Origin of the sequence: Pseudomonas sp. P8_229, from assembly GCF_034008635.1 — a bacterium.
Classification (GTDB): Bacteria; Pseudomonadota; Gammaproteobacteria; order Pseudomonadales; family Pseudomonadaceae; genus Aquipseudomonas.
In genome coordinates this window covers 1,721,894-1,741,474 of sequence record NZ_CP125378.1, presented here as the reverse complement: position 1 = coordinate 1,741,474, position 19,581 = coordinate 1,721,894, and the positions used below count along the sequence as shown (strand labels likewise).

22 protein-coding genes are annotated in these 19,581 nt (G+C 59.2%); 21 read left to right on the top strand and 1 reads right to left on the bottom strand.

Annotation, left to right across the window (positions count from 1 at the left end; all coding sequences use genetic code 11):
- Positions 1 to 14 precede the first annotated feature (14 nt).
- The 5 genes from tgt (at position 15) to QMK55_RS07750 (ending at position 5,039) form a co-directional block, all read left to right on the top strand.
- Positions 15 to 1,130 (top strand): tRNA guanosine(34) transglycosylase Tgt, encoded by a 1,116-nt coding sequence (tgt, locus tag QMK55_RS07770; RefSeq protein ID WP_178082149.1) that lies wholly within the window; start codon positions 15 to 17, stop codon positions 1,128 to 1,130.
- A gap of 43 nt (positions 1,131 to 1,173) precedes the next feature.
- Positions 1,174 to 1,512, top strand: a complete 339-nt coding sequence (gene yajC, locus QMK55_RS07765; protein ID WP_003227923.1) for a preprotein translocase subunit YajC — start codon at positions 1,174 to 1,176, stop codon at positions 1,510 to 1,512.
- Between the two features lie 64 nt (positions 1,513 to 1,576).
- Positions 1,577 to 3,445 (top strand): protein translocase subunit SecD, encoded by a 1,869-nt coding sequence (gene secD, locus QMK55_RS07760; protein ID WP_320328985.1) that lies wholly within the window; start codon positions 1,577 to 1,579, stop codon positions 3,443 to 3,445.
- Positions 3,446 to 3,454: 9 nt separating this feature from the next.
- Positions 3,455 to 4,369: a protein translocase subunit SecF gene (gene secF / locus QMK55_RS07755; RefSeq protein ID WP_102357316.1), complete on the top strand. Its 915-nt coding sequence runs from the start codon at positions 3,455 to 3,457 to the stop codon at positions 4,367 to 4,369.
- A gap of 121 nt (positions 4,370 to 4,490) precedes the next feature.
- Positions 4,491 to 5,039, top strand: a complete 549-nt coding sequence (locus tag QMK55_RS07750) for a glycine zipper 2TM domain-containing protein (protein ID WP_102357318.1) — start codon at positions 4,491 to 4,493, stop codon at positions 5,037 to 5,039.
- 248 nt (positions 5,040 to 5,287) lie between these two features.
- Here QMK55_RS07750 and suhB read toward each other — a convergent pair whose 3' ends face one another.
- Complete coding sequence (gene suhB / locus QMK55_RS07745; RefSeq protein ID WP_003227916.1) at positions 5,288 to 6,106, bottom strand: inositol-phosphate phosphatase; 819 nt, start codon at positions 6,104 to 6,106, stop codon at positions 5,288 to 5,290.
- 145 nt (positions 6,107 to 6,251) lie between these two features.
- Between suhB and trmJ the strand changes: the two genes are divergently transcribed.
- From trmJ to hisS, 16 genes are all read left to right on the top strand, one after another.
- A complete protein-coding gene (gene trmJ, locus QMK55_RS07740; RefSeq protein WP_102357319.1) occupies positions 6,252 to 7,022 on the top strand; it encodes a tRNA (cytosine(32)/uridine(32)-2'-O)-methyltransferase TrmJ in 771 nt (256 codons plus the stop codon).
- Between the two features lie 3 nt (positions 7,023 to 7,025).
- Complete coding sequence (gene cysE / locus QMK55_RS07735; protein ID WP_025109222.1) at positions 7,026 to 7,802, top strand: serine O-acetyltransferase; 777 nt, start codon at positions 7,026 to 7,028, stop codon at positions 7,800 to 7,802.
- Between the two features lie 239 nt (positions 7,803 to 8,041).
- Positions 8,042 to 8,533, top strand: a complete 492-nt coding sequence (gene iscR / locus QMK55_RS07730; protein WP_003227911.1) for a Fe-S cluster assembly transcriptional regulator IscR — start codon at positions 8,042 to 8,044, stop codon at positions 8,531 to 8,533.
- Between the two features lie 47 nt (positions 8,534 to 8,580).
- On the top strand, positions 8,581 to 9,795 hold the full coding sequence (locus QMK55_RS07725; RefSeq protein ID WP_102357321.1) for an IscS subfamily cysteine desulfurase: 1,215 nt from the start codon (positions 8,581 to 8,583) through the stop codon (positions 9,793 to 9,795).
- Between the two features lie 84 nt (positions 9,796 to 9,879).
- On the top strand, positions 9,880 to 10,266 hold the full coding sequence (gene iscU / locus QMK55_RS07720; protein ID WP_064589074.1) for a Fe-S cluster assembly scaffold IscU: 387 nt from the start codon (positions 9,880 to 9,882) through the stop codon (positions 10,264 to 10,266).
- Between the two features lie 28 nt (positions 10,267 to 10,294).
- Positions 10,295 to 10,618, top strand: a complete 324-nt coding sequence (iscA, locus tag QMK55_RS07715) for an iron-sulfur cluster assembly protein IscA (protein WP_003227904.1) — start codon at positions 10,295 to 10,297, stop codon at positions 10,616 to 10,618.
- A gap of 8 nt (positions 10,619 to 10,626) precedes the next feature.
- On the top strand, positions 10,627 to 11,148 hold the full coding sequence (gene hscB / locus QMK55_RS07710; RefSeq protein WP_320328984.1) for a co-chaperone HscB: 522 nt from the start codon (positions 10,627 to 10,629) through the stop codon (positions 11,146 to 11,148).
- A 51-nt stretch (positions 11,149 to 11,199) separates the two neighbouring features.
- Positions 11,200 to 13,065: a Fe-S protein assembly chaperone HscA gene (hscA, locus tag QMK55_RS07705; protein WP_102357324.1), complete on the top strand. Its 1,866-nt coding sequence runs from the start codon at positions 11,200 to 11,202 to the stop codon at positions 13,063 to 13,065.
- Positions 13,065 to 13,406: an ISC system 2Fe-2S type ferredoxin gene (gene fdx, locus QMK55_RS07700; protein WP_102357325.1), complete on the top strand. Its 342-nt coding sequence runs from the start codon at positions 13,065 to 13,067 to the stop codon at positions 13,404 to 13,406. Before hscA ends, fdx begins: the two co-directional genes overlap by 1 nt.
- Before the next feature lie 14 nt (positions 13,407 to 13,420).
- A complete protein-coding gene (gene iscX / locus QMK55_RS07695) occupies positions 13,421 to 13,621 on the top strand; it encodes a Fe-S cluster assembly protein IscX (protein WP_038362961.1) in 201 nt (66 codons plus the stop codon).
- Between the two features lie 88 nt (positions 13,622 to 13,709).
- A complete protein-coding gene (ndk, locus tag QMK55_RS07690) occupies positions 13,710 to 14,135 on the top strand; it encodes a nucleoside-diphosphate kinase (RefSeq protein ID WP_007916882.1) in 426 nt (141 codons plus the stop codon).
- 28 nt (positions 14,136 to 14,163) lie between these two features.
- A complete protein-coding gene (gene rlmN / locus QMK55_RS07685) occupies positions 14,164 to 15,312 on the top strand; it encodes a 23S rRNA (adenine(2503)-C(2))-methyltransferase RlmN (RefSeq protein WP_102357327.1) in 1,149 nt (382 codons plus the stop codon).
- A gap of 12 nt (positions 15,313 to 15,324) precedes the next feature.
- Positions 15,325 to 16,083, top strand: a complete 759-nt coding sequence (pilW, locus tag QMK55_RS07680) for a type IV pilus biogenesis/stability protein PilW (RefSeq protein ID WP_102357328.1) — start codon at positions 15,325 to 15,327, stop codon at positions 16,081 to 16,083.
- Positions 16,083 to 17,117 carry a RodZ family helix-turn-helix domain-containing protein gene (locus QMK55_RS07675; protein WP_320328983.1) on the top strand — a complete coding sequence of 345 codons (1,035 nt, stop codon included), beginning with the start codon at positions 16,083 to 16,085 and terminating at the stop codon, positions 17,115 to 17,117. Before pilW ends, QMK55_RS07675 begins: the two co-directional genes overlap by 1 nt.
- Before the next feature lie 3 nt (positions 17,118 to 17,120).
- The gene (ispG, locus tag QMK55_RS07670) at positions 17,121 to 18,230 is read left to right on the top strand and encodes a flavodoxin-dependent (E)-4-hydroxy-3-methylbut-2-enyl-diphosphate synthase (protein ID WP_320328982.1); all 1,110 of its coding nucleotides are present in this window, start codon (positions 17,121 to 17,123) and stop codon (positions 18,228 to 18,230) included.
- A 36-nt stretch (positions 18,231 to 18,266) separates the two neighbouring features.
- Complete coding sequence (gene hisS / locus QMK55_RS07665; RefSeq protein WP_102357331.1) at positions 18,267 to 19,556, top strand: histidine--tRNA ligase; 1,290 nt, start codon at positions 18,267 to 18,269, stop codon at positions 19,554 to 19,556.
- Positions 19,557 to 19,581 lie beyond the last annotated feature (25 nt).

Below are 19,581 nucleotides of genomic sequence, written 5' to 3'. Positions count from 1 at the left end.
GTCGCGAATGTCGCATGTCCTTTGAACTGCTTGCCACCGATGGCAAGGCCCGTCGTGGTCGTCTGACCTTCCCGCGAGGCACCGTCGAGACCCCGGCTTTCATGCCGGTGGGCACCTACGGCACGGTCAAGGGCATGTTGCCGCGTGACATCGTTGCCACTGGCGCAGAAATCATTCTGGGCAACACCTTCCACCTGTGGCTGCGCCCGGGCACCGAGGTGATCAAGGCGCACGGCGACCTGCACGATTTCATGCAGTGGAAAGGCCCGATCCTCACCGACTCCGGCGGCTTCCAGGTGTTCAGCCTGGGCGCGATGCGCAAGATCAAGGAAGAGGGCGTGACTTTCGCCTCTCCGGTCGACGGCTCGAAAGTGTTCATGGGCCCGGAAGAGTCGATGCAGGTGCAGCGCGATCTCGGCTCGGACATCGTGATGATCTTCGACGAATGCACGCCGTACCCGGCCGACGAAGACGTCGCCCGCGTATCCATGGAGCTGTCGCTGCGCTGGGCCCAGCGTTCGAAAAATGCCCACGGTGACAACACCGCGGCGCTGTTCGGCATCGTTCAGGGCGGCATGCATCAGGATCTGCGCATGCGCTCGCTCGAAGGCCTCGACAAGATCGGCTTCGACGGTCTGGCCATTGGCGGTCTGTCGGTGGGCGAACCCAAGCACGAGATGATCAAGGTGCTGGATTATCTGCCGGGCATGATGCCAGCTGACAAACCTCGTTACCTTATGGGCGTTGGCAAACCGGAAGATCTGGTTGAGGGTGTGCGCCGCGGTGTGGACATGTTCGATTGCGTGATGCCAACCCGTAATGCCCGCAATGGGCATCTGTTCATTGATACAGGCGTGCTGAAGATCCGTAACGCGTTCCATCGCCATGATGACTCGCCGCTGGATCCGACCTGCGATTGCTATACCTGCCAGAACTTCTCCCGCGCTTATCTGCATCACCTGGACAAGTGCGGCGAAATGCTGGGAAGCATGCTCAATACCATCCACAACTTGCGCCATTATCAGGTGCTGATGGCTGGTTTGCGCGAGGCTATTCAACAGGGTACATTGGCCGCCTTTGTCGATGCCTTCTACGCCAAACGCGGGCTCCCCGTTCCGCCTTTGGACTGAGTTTTCTGACCCCAAGATTCAACATTTGCAACTGGAGTGCTAAATGAGCTTTTTTATCTCTAACGCCATGGCTGACGCAGCTGCACCGGCTGCTGCAGGCCCAATGGGCGGCGGCTTCGAGTGGATTTTCCTGGTCGGCTTCCTGGTCATCTTCTACCTGATGATCTGGCGTCCACAGGCCAAGCGCGCCAAAGAGCAGAAGAACCTGCTGAGCAGCCTTGCCAAGGGCGACGAAGTGGTCACCACCGGCGGCATCGCCGGCAAGATCACCAAAGTGGCCGATGACTTCGTGGTTCTGGAAGTTTCCGACACCGTGGAAATGAAGTTCCAGAAGGGCGCCATCGCCGCCACGCTGCCAAAAGGCACGCTGAAAGCGATCTAAGGGCAACAACTTCTACTCAATCGACGGGGCGCGCAAGGCGCCCCGCGTCATAACGGGCGGCGTGATGCTGAACAAATATCCTCTGTGGAAATACATTCTGATCCTGGCGGTGCTGGCGATCGGTCTGATTTATTCCGCTCCGAATCTATACCCCGATGACCCGGCCATTCAGATCAGCGGCGCCAGCACGGCTCTGCAGGTCAATCAGGCTGATCTGGATCGCGTCAGCACGGCGCTGCGTGAGTCCGGAATCAACGTCAAGGCTTCGAGCCTGGCGGCCAACGGCAAGGGCGGCCTGATCCGTCTGACCAAGGCTGAAGACCAGCTGCCGGCCAAAGACGTTGTGCGCAAGGCATTGGGTGATGACTACGTTGTCGCGCTGAACCTGGCGCAGACCACCCCGCAATGGCTGCGCAATCTGGGCGCGCACCCGATGAAGCTGGGTCTGGACTTGTCCGGTGGTGTGCACTTCCTGCTCGAAGTGGACATGGACAAAGCCCTCGATGCACGCCTGAAAGTCTACGAAGGCGACGTCAAGAGCCTGCTGCGTAAAGAAAAACTGCGTTATCGCAGCCTGCCGCAACTGGGCGGTGCCATTCAGCTGGGCTTCAGCGATGAAGACTCCCGCGAACAGGCCCGTGCACTGATCCGCAAGAACTTCAACGATTTCGACATTGTTCCGGCCGACCTCAACGGTCAACCGGTGCTGCGTCTGGCGATGACCCCGGCCAAGCTGGCGGAAATCCGTGAATACTCCATCAAGCAGAACTTGACCACGGTACGTAACCGCGTCAACGAGCTGGGTGTTGCCGAACCGATCGTTCAGCGTCAAGGCGCCAACCGCATCGTGGTTGAGCTGCCGGGCGTGCAGGACACTGCCGAAGCCAAGCGTATTCTCGGCAAGACGGCCAACCTTGAGTTCCGTCTGGCTGCAGAGCCGGGTGCTTCGAAAGCCACTTCCGAAACTTTCGAGTTCCGTGAAGGCAAGCGTCCACCGGCGCAGATCGAGCGTGGCTTGATTATCACCGGTGACCAGGTGACTGATGCCAAGGCCGGTTTCGGCGAGCACGGCACTCCTGAAGTGAACATCCGTCTGGATGGTCACGGTGGCGAGCTGATGAGCCGTGCGACCCGTTCCAATGTTGGTCGCAGCATGGCGGTGATCTTCATTGAACAGCGTCCGGTGACCACCTACGTCAAGCAGATGGTTGACGGCGTCGAGAAAGACGTCGCGGTACAGACGTTCAAGGAAGAGAAGAAGATCATCAGCCTGGCGACCATTCAGTCGCCGCTGGGTGCGCAATTCCGTATCACCGGCCTGAACGGCCAGGGCGAATCGTCCGAGCTGGCGCTGCTGTTGCGTGCCGGTGGTCTGGCCGCTCCGATGTACTTCGCTGAAGAGCGCACAATCGGTCCAAGCTTGGGTGCTGACAACATCACCAAGGGTATCGATGCATCGCTGTGGGGGATGTTGTTCGTCTCGCTGTTCATCATCGCCATCTACCGTTTCTTCGGTGTGATCGCCACGGTCGCACTGGCGGTGAACATGGTGCTGCTGCTGGCGCTGATGTCGCTGCTGGGTGCAACGCTGACCCTGCCAGGTATCGCCGGTATCGTGTTGACCATGGGTATGGCGGTCGACGCCAACGTGCTGATCTTCTCGCGGATTCGTGAAGAGATCGCTGCCGGCATGACCGTGCAGCGTGCAATCAACGAAGGCTTCGGCCGGGCATTCACCGCGATTCTCGACGCCAACCTGACTACTCTGCTGGTCGGCGGCATCCTCTTCGCCATGGGCACCGGCCCGGTGAAGGGGTTCGCAGTGACCATGTCCCTCGGGATCTTTACCTCGATGTTCACGGCCATCATGGTGACCCGCGCAATGGTCAACCTGATCTTTGGCGGACGTGACTTCAAGAAGTTGTGGATTTAAGGGGCTGCCATGTTACGTACAATCAACTTCATGGGCGTTCGCAACTTCGCGTTCGGCGTCACAGTGTTTCTCACGTTGCTGGCTATTTTCAGCGTCGTCCACAAGGGCATGAACTGGGGTCTGGACTTCACCGGCGGTACGCTCATCGAGCTGACCTACGAGCGTCCGGCCGATGTCACCAAGGTGCGTGAAGAGCTGGTGACTTCGGGTTACCACGAAGCCATCGTGCAGAGCTTCGGTGCAACCACCGACCTGCTGGTGCGCATGCCGGGCGAAGATCCGCAGTTGGGTCATCAGGTAGCCGAGGCTTTGCAGAAAGTCGGCGGCGACAACCCGGCGACGGTCAAGCGCGTCGAGTTCGTTGGCCCGCAGGTCGGTGAAGAGCTGCGCGACCAGGGCGGCCTCGGCATGCTCCTGGCGCTCGGCGGCATCCTGATCTACCTGGCGTTCCGCTTTCAGTGGAAATTCGCGGTCGGTGCCATCGTTTCGCTGATTCACGACGTGATCGTGACCGTTGGTATCCTGTCGTTCTTCCAGATCACCTTCGACCTGACGGTGCTGGCGGCAGTACTGGCGATCATCGGTTACTCGCTGAACGACACCATCGTCGTGTTCGACCGGGTTCGTGAGAACTTCCGTGTGCTGCGCAAGGCTTCGCTGATCGAGAACATCAACATCTCGACCACCCAGACCCTGCTGCGCACCATGGCGACGTCGATCTCCACCTTGCTGGCGATCGCAGCGCTGCTGTTCTTCGGTGGCGACAACCTGTTCGGCTTCTCGATCGCCCTGTTTATCGGTGTTCTGGCGGGTACCTACTCGTCGATCTACATTGCGAACGTGGTGTTGATCTGGCTGAACCTGAGCACTGAGGATCTGATTCCTCCGGCCAACACCGAGAAGGAAATCGACGACCGTCCATAACGGTCATCGTTTCTCCGGTTGTCAGCCCGAAAAAGGCGCGAGTTGAACTCGCGCCTTTTTTTGTGCTCCAAGGCTGGGAGAAGCGCGGGCGCGTCCCGCATGTGATGGTCAGGAGGTTCATGTGAACAAGTCGTTGCTGGTTGGTGCGGTATTGGGTGCTGTCGGTGTGACTGCCGGGGGTGCTGTTGCCACCTACAGCCTGGTTAAAAGCGGCCCTGAGTATGCGCAAGTGTTGGCCGTTGAACCGGTTAAAACACAGATCAAGACTCCACGTGAAGTGTGCAAGGATGTTGCTGTAACCCGTCAGGCGCCAGTCAAGGATCAGCACCAAATCATGGGTACGGTGCTCGGTGCGGTCGGTGGTGGCCTGCTGGGTAATATGGTCGGCGGCGGTAACGGCAAGAAGATTGCTACCGTTGCTGGTGCGGTCGGTGGCGGTTATGCCGGTAACAAGGTGCAGGAAGGCATGCAGAACCGCGACACCTACACTACCACTCAGACTCGCTGTAACACCGTGAATGACATCAGTGACAAGGTTGTTGGTTACGACGTGCGTTACTCGCTCGATGGCAAGGAAGGCAAAGTGCGGATGGATCGTGATCCGGGCAACCAGATTCCGGTCGACAAGGAAGGCAAGTTGATTCTGTCGCAGAATCAGCCGGGTCAGTAAAGACCGACTGTTTTAAACGAAGCACCCTGCGGGGTGCTTTTTTGTGCCCGCCATTTAAGCAGCACAGCAAATCCCTTGTAGGAGTGAGCCTGCTCGCGATAGCGATTTATCATTCTAAATAGATGGTGGCTGATACACCGCGATCGCGAGCAGGCTCACTCCTGCATTGGTCCCGTGGTGTGGCAGGTGACGAATTTCAGGCATAAAAAAAGCACCCCGAAGGGTGCTTTTTTTGTTTCGCGGGAAGCTTAGCGCTTCAGCGAAGCCGGCAGGTGCGGCTGGATGGCCGTCAGTACTGCCTTGAAGCATTTGGTGTTGCCGGCAACGATGTGGCCTTTTTCAAGGAAGTCGTGACCGCCGGTGAAGTCGCTCACCAGCCCGCCGGCTTCTTGAATCAGCAGGGCGCCAGCAGCCATGTCCCACTCGGACAGGCCCGATTCCCAGAATGCGTCGAAACGACCGGCAGCCACGTAGGCCAGATCCAGGCTGGCGGAACCGGCGCGGCGGATGCCGGCAGTCTGGCCAACCAGGGCGCGGAACATGCCCAGGTAATTGTCGAGGTTGTCCATCTGGTCGTCACGGAACGGGAAGCCAGTGCCGAGCAGGGCGCCGTCGAGGCTGGTGCGACCGCTGACGCGCAGACGGCGACCGTTCAGTTGAGCGCCGCGACCACGGCTGGCAGTGAATTCTTCTTGGCGAACCGGATCCAGAACCACTGCGTGTTCCAGGCGACCACGGTATTTGCAGGCAATGCTGACAGCAAAGTGAGGGATGCCGCGCAGGAAGTTGGTGGTGCCGTCCAGGGGATCGATGATCCACAGGTACTCTTCGCCTTCGATGCCGTTACCGACGTGCATGCCGGTCTCTTCACCCTGGATCGAGTGATTCGGGTAAGCCTTGCGCAGAGCATCGATGATTTTCTGTTCGGCGGCGCGATCCACCTCGGATACATAATCCTTGGCGTCTTTTTCGTCGACCTTGATGGTATCCAGGCGCTCGATGGAGCGGAAGATCAGTTCACTGGCGCTGCGGGCGGCGCGCAGCGCGATATTCAGCATGGGCTGCATGGATGTGTCACCTAAGGTTGTTAAAGAAAGCCGCGCATTCTATCAGAACTTTTCTTCAGGTGAAGGTTGCTGTTCGCTTTCATAGCTTAACGGTAGGCTGTTCTGTAAGATTTGCACCCCTTTCCTGTGTCCGAGAGCGCCTCCCTTGCTGCAGAACATTCGTGTCGTCCTGGTCAATACCAGCCACCCCGGCAACATCGGCGGGGCCGCGCGCGCCATGAAAAACATGGGTCTGTCGCGGCTGGTGCTGGTCGAGCCGCGGCTGTTTCCGCATCACGAAGCCGATGCGCGTGCTTCCGGTGCCGGGGATATCCTTGAAAGCGCGCAGGTCGTCGCCACCCTGGAGGACGCTCTGGTTGGCTGCAATCTGGTGCTTGGCACCAGCGCCCGTGACCGTCGCATTCCCTGGCCTCTGCTCGATCCCCGTGAGTGCGGGAGCAAAGTGGTCGAGGAAGCGGGGCAGGGTGCGGAAATCGCTTTGGTGTTCGGTCGTGAAGACTCCGGCCTGACCAATGACGAGCTGCAGCGATGTCACTTTCACGTGCATATCCCCTCTGACCCTGAGTTCAGCTCGCTGAACCTCGGGGCGGCGGTGCAAGTGTTGAGCTATGAAGTGCGCATGGCCTGGCTGGCCGCTCAGGGGCAGCCGACCAAGATCGAGAAAGAAGAAGTGGCCTCGGTGAAAAGTGCCGAGCTGGCGACCATGGATGAGCTGGAGCGCTTCTATGAGCATCTGGAGCAGACGCTGGTCGCCATCGAGTTTCTCGATCCGGAAAAACCACGGCACCTGATGGCGCGCCTGCGCAGGTTGTATGGACGCAGCTCGGTCAGCCGGGCGGAAATGAATATTTTGCGTGGCATCCTCACGGAAACCCAGAAAGCGGCCCGTGGTGAGCTTCTTAAGCGGAAGGACTGAATGATGTTTGAGCGTTTGCGTGAAGATATCCAGAGCGTATTCCATCGAGACCCGGCGGCGCGTAACGCTTTTGAAGTTCTGACTTGCTACCCCGGCATGCATGCGATCTGGATTCACCGGCTGGCCGGGATGCTCTGGCGCAACGAGCTGAAATGGCTGGCGCGACTGGTGTCCAACTTCGGTCGCTGGTTGACCGGTATCGAGATTCACCCGGGCGCCAAGGTCGGCCGACGCTTCTTCATCGATCACGGCATGGGCATCGTCATTGGTGAAACCGCCGAAATTGGCGATGACGTGACCATCTATCAGGGCGTGACCCTTGGTGGCACCAGTTGGAACAAAGGCAAGCGTCACCCGACGTTGGGTGATGGTGTTGTGGTCGGTGCTGGCGCCAAGGTGCTGGGGCCGTTCACGGTAGGGGCTGGCGCCAAAGTCGGCTCCAACGCTGTGGTAACCAAGGAAGTACCGCCGGGCGCCACTGTGGTGGGGATTCCGGGGCGCATCATCGTCAAGTCCGATGAAGAGCAGGACGCCAAGCGCAAGGCAATGGCCGAGAAGATCGGTTTCGATGCCTATGGCGTCAGCGAAGACATGCCTGACCCGGTGGCGCGCGCCATTGGTCAGTTGCTCGATCACCTGCAAGCGGTGGACGGGCGGCTGGAGGGGATGTGCGGCGCACTGAAGGATCTGGGCAGTAATTATTGTGCGAAAGATCTGCCTGAGCTGCGTGAAGAAGACTTTGCCTGCGTCAAAGGCAAAGATCAGAGTCAGGCCAGCTGAACCGCAGCGCGGCCTTCGCGAGCGAGCTCGCTCCTACATTGGAATATATTGCCCTTGTGGGAGCGAGCTTGCTCGCGAAGAACGATAACGCGGTACCGCTGGCTGCATGCCGCCAGCCTTTGCTATGATGCGCGCGCTCTTTTGCGGGTAAACCCGACTAAAGCACTAGGTCTTATAGTTGACTTAAATGCTCGGGAATTGCATACTCCCGCCCATTCCGAACTCCGTGGTAATTGTCCATGCGACTGACTACAAAAGGCCGATACGCCGTGACCGCCATGCTTGACCTGGCGTTGCACGCGCAGCACGGGCCGGTGTCCCTGGCCGATATCTCCGAGCGCCAAGGCATCTCCCTGTCCTATCTCGAACAGCTTTTCGCCAAGCTGCGCCGCAGTAATCTGGTTTCCAGTGTTCGCGGTCCAGGTGGTGGATACCAGCTGTCGCGCGACATGCAGGGCATCCAGGTGGCTCAGGTGATCGATGCGGTCAACGAATCGGTCGATGCGACCAAATGCCAGGGCCAGGGCGATTGCCATTCCGGTGATACCTGCCTGACTCACCACTTGTGGTGCGACCTGAGCCTGCAGATTCACGAATTTCTAAGTGGTATCAGCTTGGCTGACCTTGTGACTCGCCGTGAGGTGCAAGAAGTAGCCCAGCGTCAGGACCAGCGCCGTTGCAACAGCAAGGCGCCACGCCTGGACAAGATTGAAGCGTCCGCCGTCGAATGACAGCCGAAGAGCTAGCGGAACGCCAGCCCTGATTTAGGAGATAGTCCATGAAATTGCCGATTTACCTTGATTACTCTGCGACCACCCCGGTCGATCCGCGCGTTGCGCAAAAGATGAGTGAATGCCTGCTGGTTGACGGAAACTTCGGTAACCCGGCGTCCCGTTCCCACGTGTTCGGCTGGAAAGCTGAAGAGTCCGTTGAAAACGCCCGTCGTCAGGTGGCCGACCTGGTCAACGCCGATCCGCGTGAAATCGTCTGGACCTCCGGTGCCACCGAATCCGACAACCTGGCTATCAAGGGTGCGGCACATTTCTACGGCTCCAAGGGCAAGCACCTGATCACCTCCAAGATTGAGCACAAGGCTGTCCTCGACACCATGCGCCAACTGGAGCGTGAAGGTTTCGAGGTCACTTACCTCGAGCCGACCGAAGACGGTCTGATCACCCCGGCCATGATTGAAGCTGCATTGCGCGAAGACACCATCCTCGTCTCCGTGATGCATGTGAACAACGAAATCGGCACCGTCAACGACATCGCAGCGATCGGTGAACTGCTCCGCTCCAAGGGCGTTCTGTTCCACGTCGACGCCGCTCAGTCCACTGGTAAGGTCGAGATCGACCTGCAGAAGCTGAAAGTCGACATGATGTCGTTCTCCGCCCACAAGACTTATGGCCCTAAAGGCATCGGCGCGCTGTACGTCAGCCGTAAGCCGCGTGTGCGCATCGAAGCGACCATGCACGGCGGTGGTCACGAGCGTGGCATGCGTTCCGGCACCCTGGCGACCCACCAGATCGTCGGCATGGGCGAAGCTTTCCGTGTAGCCAAGGAAGACATGGCTGCCGAAAACGTGCGCATCAAGGCCCTGAGCGACCGTTTCTTCAAGCAGGTCGAGCACCTCGAAGAGCTGTATGTCAACGGCAGCCTGACCGCCCGCGTTCCGCACAACCTGAACCTGAGCTTCAACTACGTTGAAGGTGAGTCGCTGATCATGGCACTCAAGGATCTGGCGGTATCGTCCGGTTCGGCGTGCACCTCGGCATCCCTGGAGCCTTCGTACGTACTGCGCGCCCTGGGCCGCAACGACGAACTGGCACACAGCTCGATTCGTTTCACCTTCGGCCGTTTCACTACCGAAGAAGAAATCGACTACGCCGCGCAGAAAGTCTGCGAGGCCGTTACCAAGCTGCGCGCTCTGTCGCCGCTGTGGGACATGTACAAAGACGGTGTCGACATTTCGAAAATCGAGTGGGCGGCACACTGATTTCAAGTCGCCGCGAACCAGCCCTGCGAACCTCCGGTTCCGGGGCTTAAAGAGCGACTCTCTGATGAGTGAGGATTAAGCACCATGGCTTACAGCGAAAAGGTCATCGACCACTACGAAAACCCGCGTAACGTCGGCAAGATGGACGCGGAAGATCCGGATGTCGGCACCGGCATGGTCGGCGCTCCGGCGTGCGGCGACGTGATGCGTCTGCAGATCAAGGTCAACGATCAGGGTGTTATCGAAGACGCCAAGTTCAAGACCTACGGCTGCGGTTCGGCAATCGCTTCCAGCTCCCTGGCCACCGAGTGGATGAAGGGCAAGACTCTGGACGAAGCAGAGACCATCAAGAACACTCAGCTGGCCGAAGAACTGGCCCTGCCGCCAGTGAAAATTCACTGCTCGGTACTCGCTGAAGACGCCATCAAGGCGGCCGTTCGCGACTACAAGCAGAAGAAAGGCTTGATCTAAGCATTGCGCGACGAGTAAGGAGTCAACGATGGCTATCAGCATGACAGAAGCGGCTGCTCGGCACGTGCGACGCTCCCTCGACGGGCGCGGCAAAGGTGAAGGGATTCGTCTGGGTGTTCGCACCACGGGCTGTTCCGGCCTTGCCTACGTGCTGGAGTTTGTCGACGAGGTGGTTGCAGAGGATCAGGTGTTCGAAAGTCACGGCGAGAAAGTGATCATCGACCCGAAAAGCCTGGCCTACCTGGACGGCACCGAGCTCGATTTCGTCAAGGAAGGGTTGAACGAAGGCTTCAAGTTCAACAACCCCAACGTACGCGGTGAGTGTGGCTGCGGCGAAAGCTTCAACATCTGAGGCTTGTCGTGGGTATTCCTTGTCATTTCGCTTTATTCGAGCTGCAACCGAGCTTCCGTCTGGATCTCGAGCAGTTGGCCACGCGCTACCGTGAGTTGGCGCGCGGTGTTCATCCTGACCGCTTTGCCGACGCTTCCGAGCGTGAGCAACGGGCGGCACTCGAGCAGTCTGCACGGCTCAACGATGCCTACCAGACGCTCAAGAGTCCGGCCCAGCGTGCACGCTACCTGCTGACCGTCAGCGGGCATGAAGTGCCGATGGAAGTCACGGTCCATGACCCCGAGTTTCTTCTGCAGCAGATGCAATGGCGCGAAGAACTCGAAGACCTCCAGGACAGCGCCGATCTCGACGGTGTCGCGGTGTTCAAGCGTCGCTTGAAAGTCGCTCAGGAACAATTGAACGAAAGCTTCGCAGCCTGTTGGGATGATGCGGCGCAACGCGAACAGGCTGAACGCCTGATGCGGCGCATGCAGTTCCTCGACAAGCTCACCTACGAAGTGCGCCAGTTAGAAGAGCGCCTCGACGATTAACCCAGTGCCGCTCCGGTCGCACGCCTGATATACAGATAAGTCCTGATCACGATGGCCCTACTGCAGATCGCCGAACCCGGCCAAAGTCCTCAACCGCACCAGCGTCGTCTGGCTGTGGGGATCGACTTGGGCACTACCAATTCGCTGGTCGCTGCGTTGCGCAGTGGTCTTTCCGAGCCGCTGGCCGACGCTGACGGGCAGGTCATCCTGCCGTCCGCCGTGCGTTATCACGCCGATCGCGTCGAGGTTGGCGAGTCGGCCAAACTGGCCGCATCTTCCGATCCCTTGAACACTGTGCTGTCGGTCAAGCGCCTGATGGGGCGTGGTCTGTCCGACGTCAAGCAATTGGGCGAGCAACTGCCGTACCGCTTTGTCGGCGGCGAATCGCACATGCCGTTCATCGACACCGTGCAAGGCCCGAAAAGCCCGGTCGAAGTCTCCGCCGATATCCTCAAGGTGTTGCGTCAGCGTGCTGAAGCGACGTTGGGCGGCGAGTTGGTCGGCGCGGTGATCACCGTTCCGGCGTATTTCGACGATGCTCAGCGCCAAGCCACCAAAGACGCGGCCAAGCTCGCCGGTCTGAACGTGCTGCGTCTGCTCAACGAGCCGACCGCAGCCGCCGTGGCGTATGGTCTGGATCAGCATGCCGAGGGTCTGGTCGCGATTTATGACCTGGGCGGCGGTACTTTCGATATTTCGATTCTGCGTCTGACCGGCGGTGTTTTCGAAGTGCTGGCAACTGGCGGCGACAGTGCGCTGGGCGGCGACGACTTTGATCACGTGATTGCTGGCTGGATCATCGAGAGCGCGGGCCTGTCTGCCGATCTCGACCCGGGCGCACAACGCAATCTGCTGCAAACCGCTTGCGCAGCCAAAGAAGCCCTGACCGATGCGGCCAGCGTCGAAGTCGCCTACGGTGACTGGAAAGCGCCGCTGACTCGCGAAGCTTTCGATGCGCTGATCGAGCCGATGGTTGCGCGCAGCCTGAAAGCCTGTCGCCGTGCGGTACGTGATTCCGGTATCGAACTGGAGGACGTGCACGCTGTGGTCATGGTGGGTGGTTCGACCCGCGTTCCACGTGTTCGCGAAGCCGTTGCCGAAGCCTTCGGTCGTCAGCCGTTGACTGAAATCGACCCGGATCAAGTGGTGGCCATCGGGGCCGCGATCCAGGCTGATACGCTGGCTGGCAACAAGCGCGATGGCGGCGAACTGCTGCTGCTCGACGTGATTCCGCTGTCCCTGGGGCTGGAAACCATGGGCGGCCTGATGGAGAAGGTGATTCCGCGCAACACCACTATCCCCGTCGCTCGCGCACAAGATTTCACTACGTATAAAGACGGCCAGTCGGCCATGGCGATCCACGTGCTGCAGGGCGAGCGCGAGCTGATCAGCGACTGCCGCTCTCTGGCGCGTTTCGAGCTGCGCGGCATTCCGGCGATGGTGGCTGGCGCTGCGAAGATTCGCGTGACCTTCCAGGTCGATGCCGACGGTCTGCTCAGCGTATCTGCCCGTGAACTGGGTTCGGGCGTTGAGGCGAGCATTCAGGTCAAGCCGTCCTACGGTCTGACCGACGGCGAAATCGCCAAGATGCTCAAGGATTCGTTCCAGCACGCCAATGACGACAAGGTCGCTCGGGTTCTGCGTGAGCAGCAAGTCGATGCCCAGCGCCTGATCGAAGCGGTACAGGGCGCTCTGGAGGCGGATGGCGAGCGTTTGCTCGACGCCGAAGAGCGCATGGTCATCGACTTGCAGCTGCAGGAACTGGCCGAACTGATGAAAGGCACCGATGGTTATGCCATCGAGCAGCAGACCAAGCGTCTGTCGCAAGTGACCGACGCTTTTGCTGCCCGCCGCATGGATCTGACGGTGAAAGCCGCTCTGTCGGGGCGCAATCTGAATGAAATCGAGGATATTTGATGCCGCAGGTTATTTTTCTGCCTCACGAGAAGTTCTGCCCTGAAGGCATGGTGGTCGAGGCTGCACCCGGCACCTCGATTCTCGATCTGGCTCACGAACACCACATCGAGATGGAAAGTGCCTGTGGCGGCGTTTGCGCCTGCACCACTTGCCACTGCATCATTCGCGAGGGTTTCGACTCGCTGGAAGAGGCTGACGAGCTGGAAGAAGACTTCCTCGATCGTGCCTGGGGCCTGGAAGCGCAATCGCGTCTGGCCTGTCAGGCTATCGTTGGTGAAGAAGACATCACCGTCGAAATTCCGAAATATTCGCTTAACCATGCGGCAGAAGCGCCGCACTGACTGGTAAGACTGTCATGAGCTACGGTTGGAATGATGTTCAACGTATTGCAGAAGAATTGGCCGAGGCCAAGCCGGGTGTAGATCCGTATTCTGTCAATTTCGTCGAGTTGCAGCAGTGGATCAAAGAGCTGCCTGACTTCGACGCTAACTCTGGCCGGGTCGGCGAGAAGGTGTTGGAAGCGGTTCAGCAGCTCTGGAATGATGAATTGGACTGATCGTCCTCGCAGGTTAGGCAATACCCAAGAACCCGCGTATAATTCGCGGGTTTAATTTTTCGCAAATTACCGTTTCTGGAGTTACACCATGGCTGTTCAACGCACTTTCTCCATCATCAAGCCTGACGCTGTTGCAAAAAACGTCATCGGCGAAATCACCACTCGTTTCGAAAAAGCCGGCCTGCGCGTTGTAGCTTCGAAACTGAAGCAACTGTCCAAAGCCGAAGCTGAAGGCTTCTACGCTGAGCACAGCGCTCGTGGTTTCTTCGGCGACCTGGTTGCTTTCATGATCTCCGGTCCTGTTGTTGTTCAGGTTCTGGAAGGCGAAAACGCTATCGCTCTGAACCGTGAGCTGATGGGCGCTACCAACCCTAAAGAAGCTGCTGCCGGCACCATCCGCGCTGACTTCGCTGATTCCATCGACGCCAACGCTGTTCACGGTTCGGACTCCGAAGCCGCAGCTGCTCGTGAAATCTCGTACTTCTTCGCAGCTACTGAAGTAACCACTCGCTAAGCATTGGCTTAAGAGTGAAGGTGAATCCATGACTACATCGACTGTAAAAACCAACCTGCTGGGTCTGACTCAACAGGAAATGGAAAAATTCTTCGACTCAATCGGGGAGAAGCGTTTCCGTGCCGGTCAGGTAATGAAATGGATTCACCACTTTGGTGTCGATGATTTCGACGCCATGACGAACGTCAGCAAGGCCTTGCGCGACAAGCTCAAGGTTATTGCTGAGGTCCGTGGTCCGGAAGTGGTCAGCGAGGACATCTCCACCGACGGCACCCGTAAGTGGGTGGTGCGTGTGGCGTCCGGCAGCTGCGTCGAGACCGTGTACATTCCCCAGGGCAAACGCGGCACTCTGTGCGTTTCGTCCCAGGCAGGCTGTGCCCTGGATTGCAGTTTCTGCTCCACCGGCAAGCAAGGCTTCAATAGCAACCTCACCGCCGCCGAAGTCATCGGTCAGGTGTGGATTGCCAACAAATCTTTCGGCAGCGTCCCGGCAACCGTCGACCGTGCCATCACCAACGTGGTGATGATGGGCATGGGTGAGCCGCTGCTGAACTTCGACAACGTCGTCGCCGCCATGCACCTGATGATGGATGACCTCGGCTACGGGATCTCCAAGCGCCGCGTGACCCTGTCCACCTCGGGCGTGGTGCCGATGATCGATGAGCTGGCCAAGCACATCGACGTGTCCCTGGCGTTGTCCCTGCACGCACCGAATGACGCATTGCGTAACCAATTGGTGCCGATCAACAAGAAATATCCGCTTAAGATGCTGCTCGAGTCGTGCCAGCGCTACATGTCCGCTCTTGGCGAGAAACGTGTGCTGACCATCGAGTACACCTTGCTCAAGGACATCAACGACAAGGTTGAACACGCCGTTGAGATGATCGAGCTGCTGAAGAACATTCCGTGCAAGATCAACCTGATTCCGTTCAACCCGTTCCCGCATTCCGGGTACGAGCGGCCGAGCAACAACGCCATTCGTCGGTTCCAGGATCAGTTGCATCAGGCCGGTTTCAACGTCACTGTCCGCACCACCCGTGGTGAAGACATCGACGCTGCATGCGGTCAATTGGTAGGGCAGGTGCTGGATCGCACCCGTCGCAGCGAACGTTACATCGCCGTGCGCGAGTTGAGCGCCGACAGCGATCTGGCACAGAACGCCGCGAACACTAACTAAGAGAGGATCTCTATGTCCCTGCGCTTTGCGCTGCTGTTGCTGATGGCCAGCCTGTGTGCTGGTTGTGTCCTGTCGGGTGACTACAACCCGATGAAGACCAGCAAGGGCCGCGATGAAGCGCGGGCTGCCTACGTGCAGTTGGGGCTGGGATACTTGCAGCAGGGGATGACCGAGCGGGCCAAGGTGCCATTGAAGAAGGCGCTGGAGCTGGACGGTTCCGATCCTGATGCCAACGCCGCCCTCGGATTGGTGTTCCAGGCCGAAATGGAACCCAAACTGGCCGACGAACACTTTCGCAAAGCCTTGTCCTCCCGTCCCGCCGATGCGCGCATCCTCAACAATTACGGCAGTTTTCTCTACGAAGAACAGCGTTACAAGGAAGCCTACGAGCGTTTTGAACAGGCTGCCGCCGATACGCTGTATCCTGAACGTTCGCGGGTGTTCGAGAACCTCGGCATGACCGCGGCGAAGCTCGGACAGCGAGACCTGGCGCAGCAGCAACTGGAAAAAGCCCTGCGACTGAATCGTCAACAACCGCGTGCTTTGCTGGAAATGGCTGAGTTGTCCTTCGAAGACAGGCATTATGTGCCCGCGCGTGACTATTACGACCGTTTCAGCCTGCTAACCGAGCAAAATGCACGTAGTCTATTGCTCGGCGTTCGGCTGGCAAAAGTGTTTGAAGATCGCGACAAGGCCGCCAGTTACGGCCTGCAATTAAAACGACTCTATCCCGGTACGCCGGAATATCAGCAATACCTGTCGGAGCAATGATGAAAGCGGCGCATCCCGAAGTTGTAGCAGCGACTCGCGTTAATCCCGGTGAGACTTTGCGCCAGGCCCGCGAAAGCAATGGCTGGTCGCTGGCCGAAGTGGCCCTCAAGCTCAACCTCACCGTGACTTCCCTGAGCAATCTTGAAGCTGGCGCTTTCGACAAGCTGCCGGGGCATACCTTCGCTCGCGGTTACATTCGCGCTTATGCCAAATTGCTCGGCATGGACCAGAGCGTTCTGGTTCAGCAATTCGACCAGTCCACCGGCACCGATTCGCACGGCAGCAATGTGCACGCTCTGGGCCGTATCGAAGAGCCTGTTCGGGTTTCTCACACCATTTTGCGCATTGTCAGTCTGTTGCTGCTGATTGCGGTCATCGGCGGCGGTTTTGTCTGGTGGCAGGATCAGACTTCGCTGCGCACCAAGGAAGTGACCAGCCTGGCCCCGGAGCACGTTGAAGTCGAAGGCGCCGATGGCACCACGCAGATTCACCCGATCGACGAGCCGGAAGACCAGGCCGTTGCCGAAGGCCAAGCCGAGGGCGCGACTGCACTGGCGCTGCCACAGGCGGAAACCACCGCTGAATCGACTGGCGCCGAGCCTGCCGCTCCGGCCACTGCTCCAGCCGCACCCGCGGTGACGCCAGCCGCACCGGCTCACACCCCGGCCCCGGTTGTCGCCACGCCGGCGACCCCTGCACCGAACGTTCCGGCCACTCCGGCGCCGACCGTTACCGCACCAGTCGTCCCGGCCACCCCTGCGCCAACCGCAGAAGCAGCTGCTCCAGCTGCCGGCGATGGTCAGGTGCAACTGCAGTTCACCGCCGATTGCTGGGCCCAAGTCACCGACGGTCGCGGCAAGGTGCTGTTCAGCGGTCTGAAACATAAAGGCGACAGCGTTTCGGTGTCCGGCAAGCCGCCACTTGCGGTACGCCTGGGTGTCGCCCGCGCCGCACAGGTCAGCTATAACGGCCAGCCGGTCGATATCGCTCCGTTCACCAGTGGCGAGACTGCTCGCCTGAAGTTGGGTCAATAAGTCATGCACGGCGAATCTCCAATCAAACGTCGCGTTTCGCGCAAGATCTGGGTCGGTAACGTGCCTGTTGGCGGCGATGCGCCTATCGCTGTGCAGAGCATGACCAACAGCGACACCAATGATGTGGCTGCCACCGTTGCCCAGATCAATCGTCTGGAAGCTGCCGGCGTCGACATCGTCCGCGTTTCGGTACCGGACATGGACGCCGCCGAGGCGTTCGGCAAGATCAAGCAACTGGTCAAGGTGCCGCTGGTTGCCGACATCCATTTCGACTACAAGATCGCTTTGCGCGTCGCCGAACTGGGGGGGGACTGCCTGCGCATCAACCCGGGCAACATCGGTCGTGAAGACCGTGTGCGCGCCGTGGTCGACGCTGCCCGTGATCGCGGGATCCCGATCCGCATCGGCGTCAACGCCGGCTCCCTGGAAAAGGATCTGCAGAAGAAGTACGGCGAGCCGACGCCGGCCGCGCTGGTCGAATCCGCGCTGCGTCACGTCGAACACCTCGAACGCCTGAATTTCCAGGACTTCAAGGTCAGCGTGAAAGCCTCCGACGTGTTCATGGCCGTCGAAGCCTACCGCTTGCTGGCCAAGGAAATCGTCCAGCCGCTGCACCTGGGCATCACCGAAGCCGGTGGATTGCGTTCGGGCACAGTGAAATCCGCCGTGGGCCTAGGTATGCTGCTCGCCGAAGGGATTGGCGATACTATCCGCATCTCGCTGGCGGCCGACCCGGTCGAGGAAGTGAAGGTCGGTTACGACATTCTCAAGTCTTTGCATCTGCGTTCCCGTGGCATCAACTTCATCGCCTGCCCGAGCTGCTCGCGGCAGAACTTCGATGTGGTCAAGACCATGAACGAGCTGGAAGGGCGCCTTGAAGACCTGCTGGTGCCGCTGGATGTCGCGGTGATCGGTTGTGTGGTCAACGGCCCCGGCGAAGCCAAGGAAGCCCATATCGGCTTGACCGGCGGCACGCCAAACCTGATTTACATCGACGGCAAGCCGTCGCAGAAACTGACGAATGACAATCTGGTGGATGAGCTGGAAAAGCTGATCCGCCAGAAAGCGGCCGAGAAGGTCGAAGCTGACGCAGCGGTTATCGCACGCGGCTGACCTGACTGAAGCGCCGAACGAATTTAAGGATTTAAAGTGAGCAAGTCTCTGCAAGCCATTCGTGGCATGAACGACATCCTGCCCGAACAGACCCCGCTGTGGCGTTATTTCGAGGGCACTGTCGCGCGTCTGCTGGATAACTACGGTTATAAGCAGATCCGTATGCCGATCGTCGAATTCACCGAGCTGTTCAAGCGTTCGATCGGTGAAGTGACCGACATCGTCGAAAAAGAGATGTACACCTTCGAAGACCGCAACGGCGACTCCCTGACCCTGCGTCCGGAAGGCACCGCGGCGTGCGTGCGTGCTGTGCTCGAGCATGGCATCACCGGCGGTGGCCAGGTGCAGAAACTCTGGTACATCGGCCCGATGTTCCGTCACGAGCGTCCGCAGAAAGGCCGTTATCGCCAGTTCCACCAGATCGGTCTGGAAGTGTTCAACCTCGACGGTCCGGACATCGACGCCGAGCTGATCATCATGACCTGGCGCCTGTGGGGCGAACTGGGCATCCGTGATGCGGTCAAGCTCGAACTCAACAGCCTGGGCACCAGCGAGTCCCGTGGTCGCTATCGTGAAGCGTTGGTCGAGTACCTCTCGGCGCACCATGACAAGCTCGACGAAGACAGCCAGCGTCGCCTGAAAACCAACCCGCTGCGCGTGCTCGACACCAAAAATGCCGACACTCAGGCGGTATTGGTCGATGCGCCGAAGATGGCCGACTATCTCGACGACGAGTCGCGAGCACACTTCGAAGGCTTGAAATCGCGTCTGGATGCCGTTGGCATTCCTTACGTGCTCAACCCGAAGTTGGTTCGCGGCCTCGATTACTACAGCAAAACCGTTTTCGAATGGGTCACCGACAAGCTCGGTGCCCAGGGCACTGTCTGCGCCGGCGGCCGTTACGACGGTCTGGTCGAGCAGATGGGCGGCAAGCCAACCACTGGCGTGGGTTTCGCCATGGGCATCGAGCGTCTGGTGTTGATGCTCGAAACCCTGGAGCAGATCCCGGAAGAAATCTCCCGTCAGGTCGATGTCTACCTCTGCGCCTTTGGCGAGCAGGCCGAACTGGCCGGTCTGGCCCTGGCCGAGCGTGTGCGTGACCAGCTTCCAAACCTGCGCCTGCAAGTCAATGCCGGCGCTGGCAGCTTCAAAAGCCAGTTCAAGAAAGCCGACAAGAGCGGTGCACTGTACGCACTGATCCTGGGTGACGACGAAATGGCCCAGCAAGTGGTAGGTTTCAAACCCCTGCGTGGCCAGGGCGAACAACAAAGCATTGCCTGGGATGCGCTTGCCGCTCACCTGGCCACCTGCGTCGTGCAGGGTTGAAGCTGTCTAAACAGCCGATTTAGCG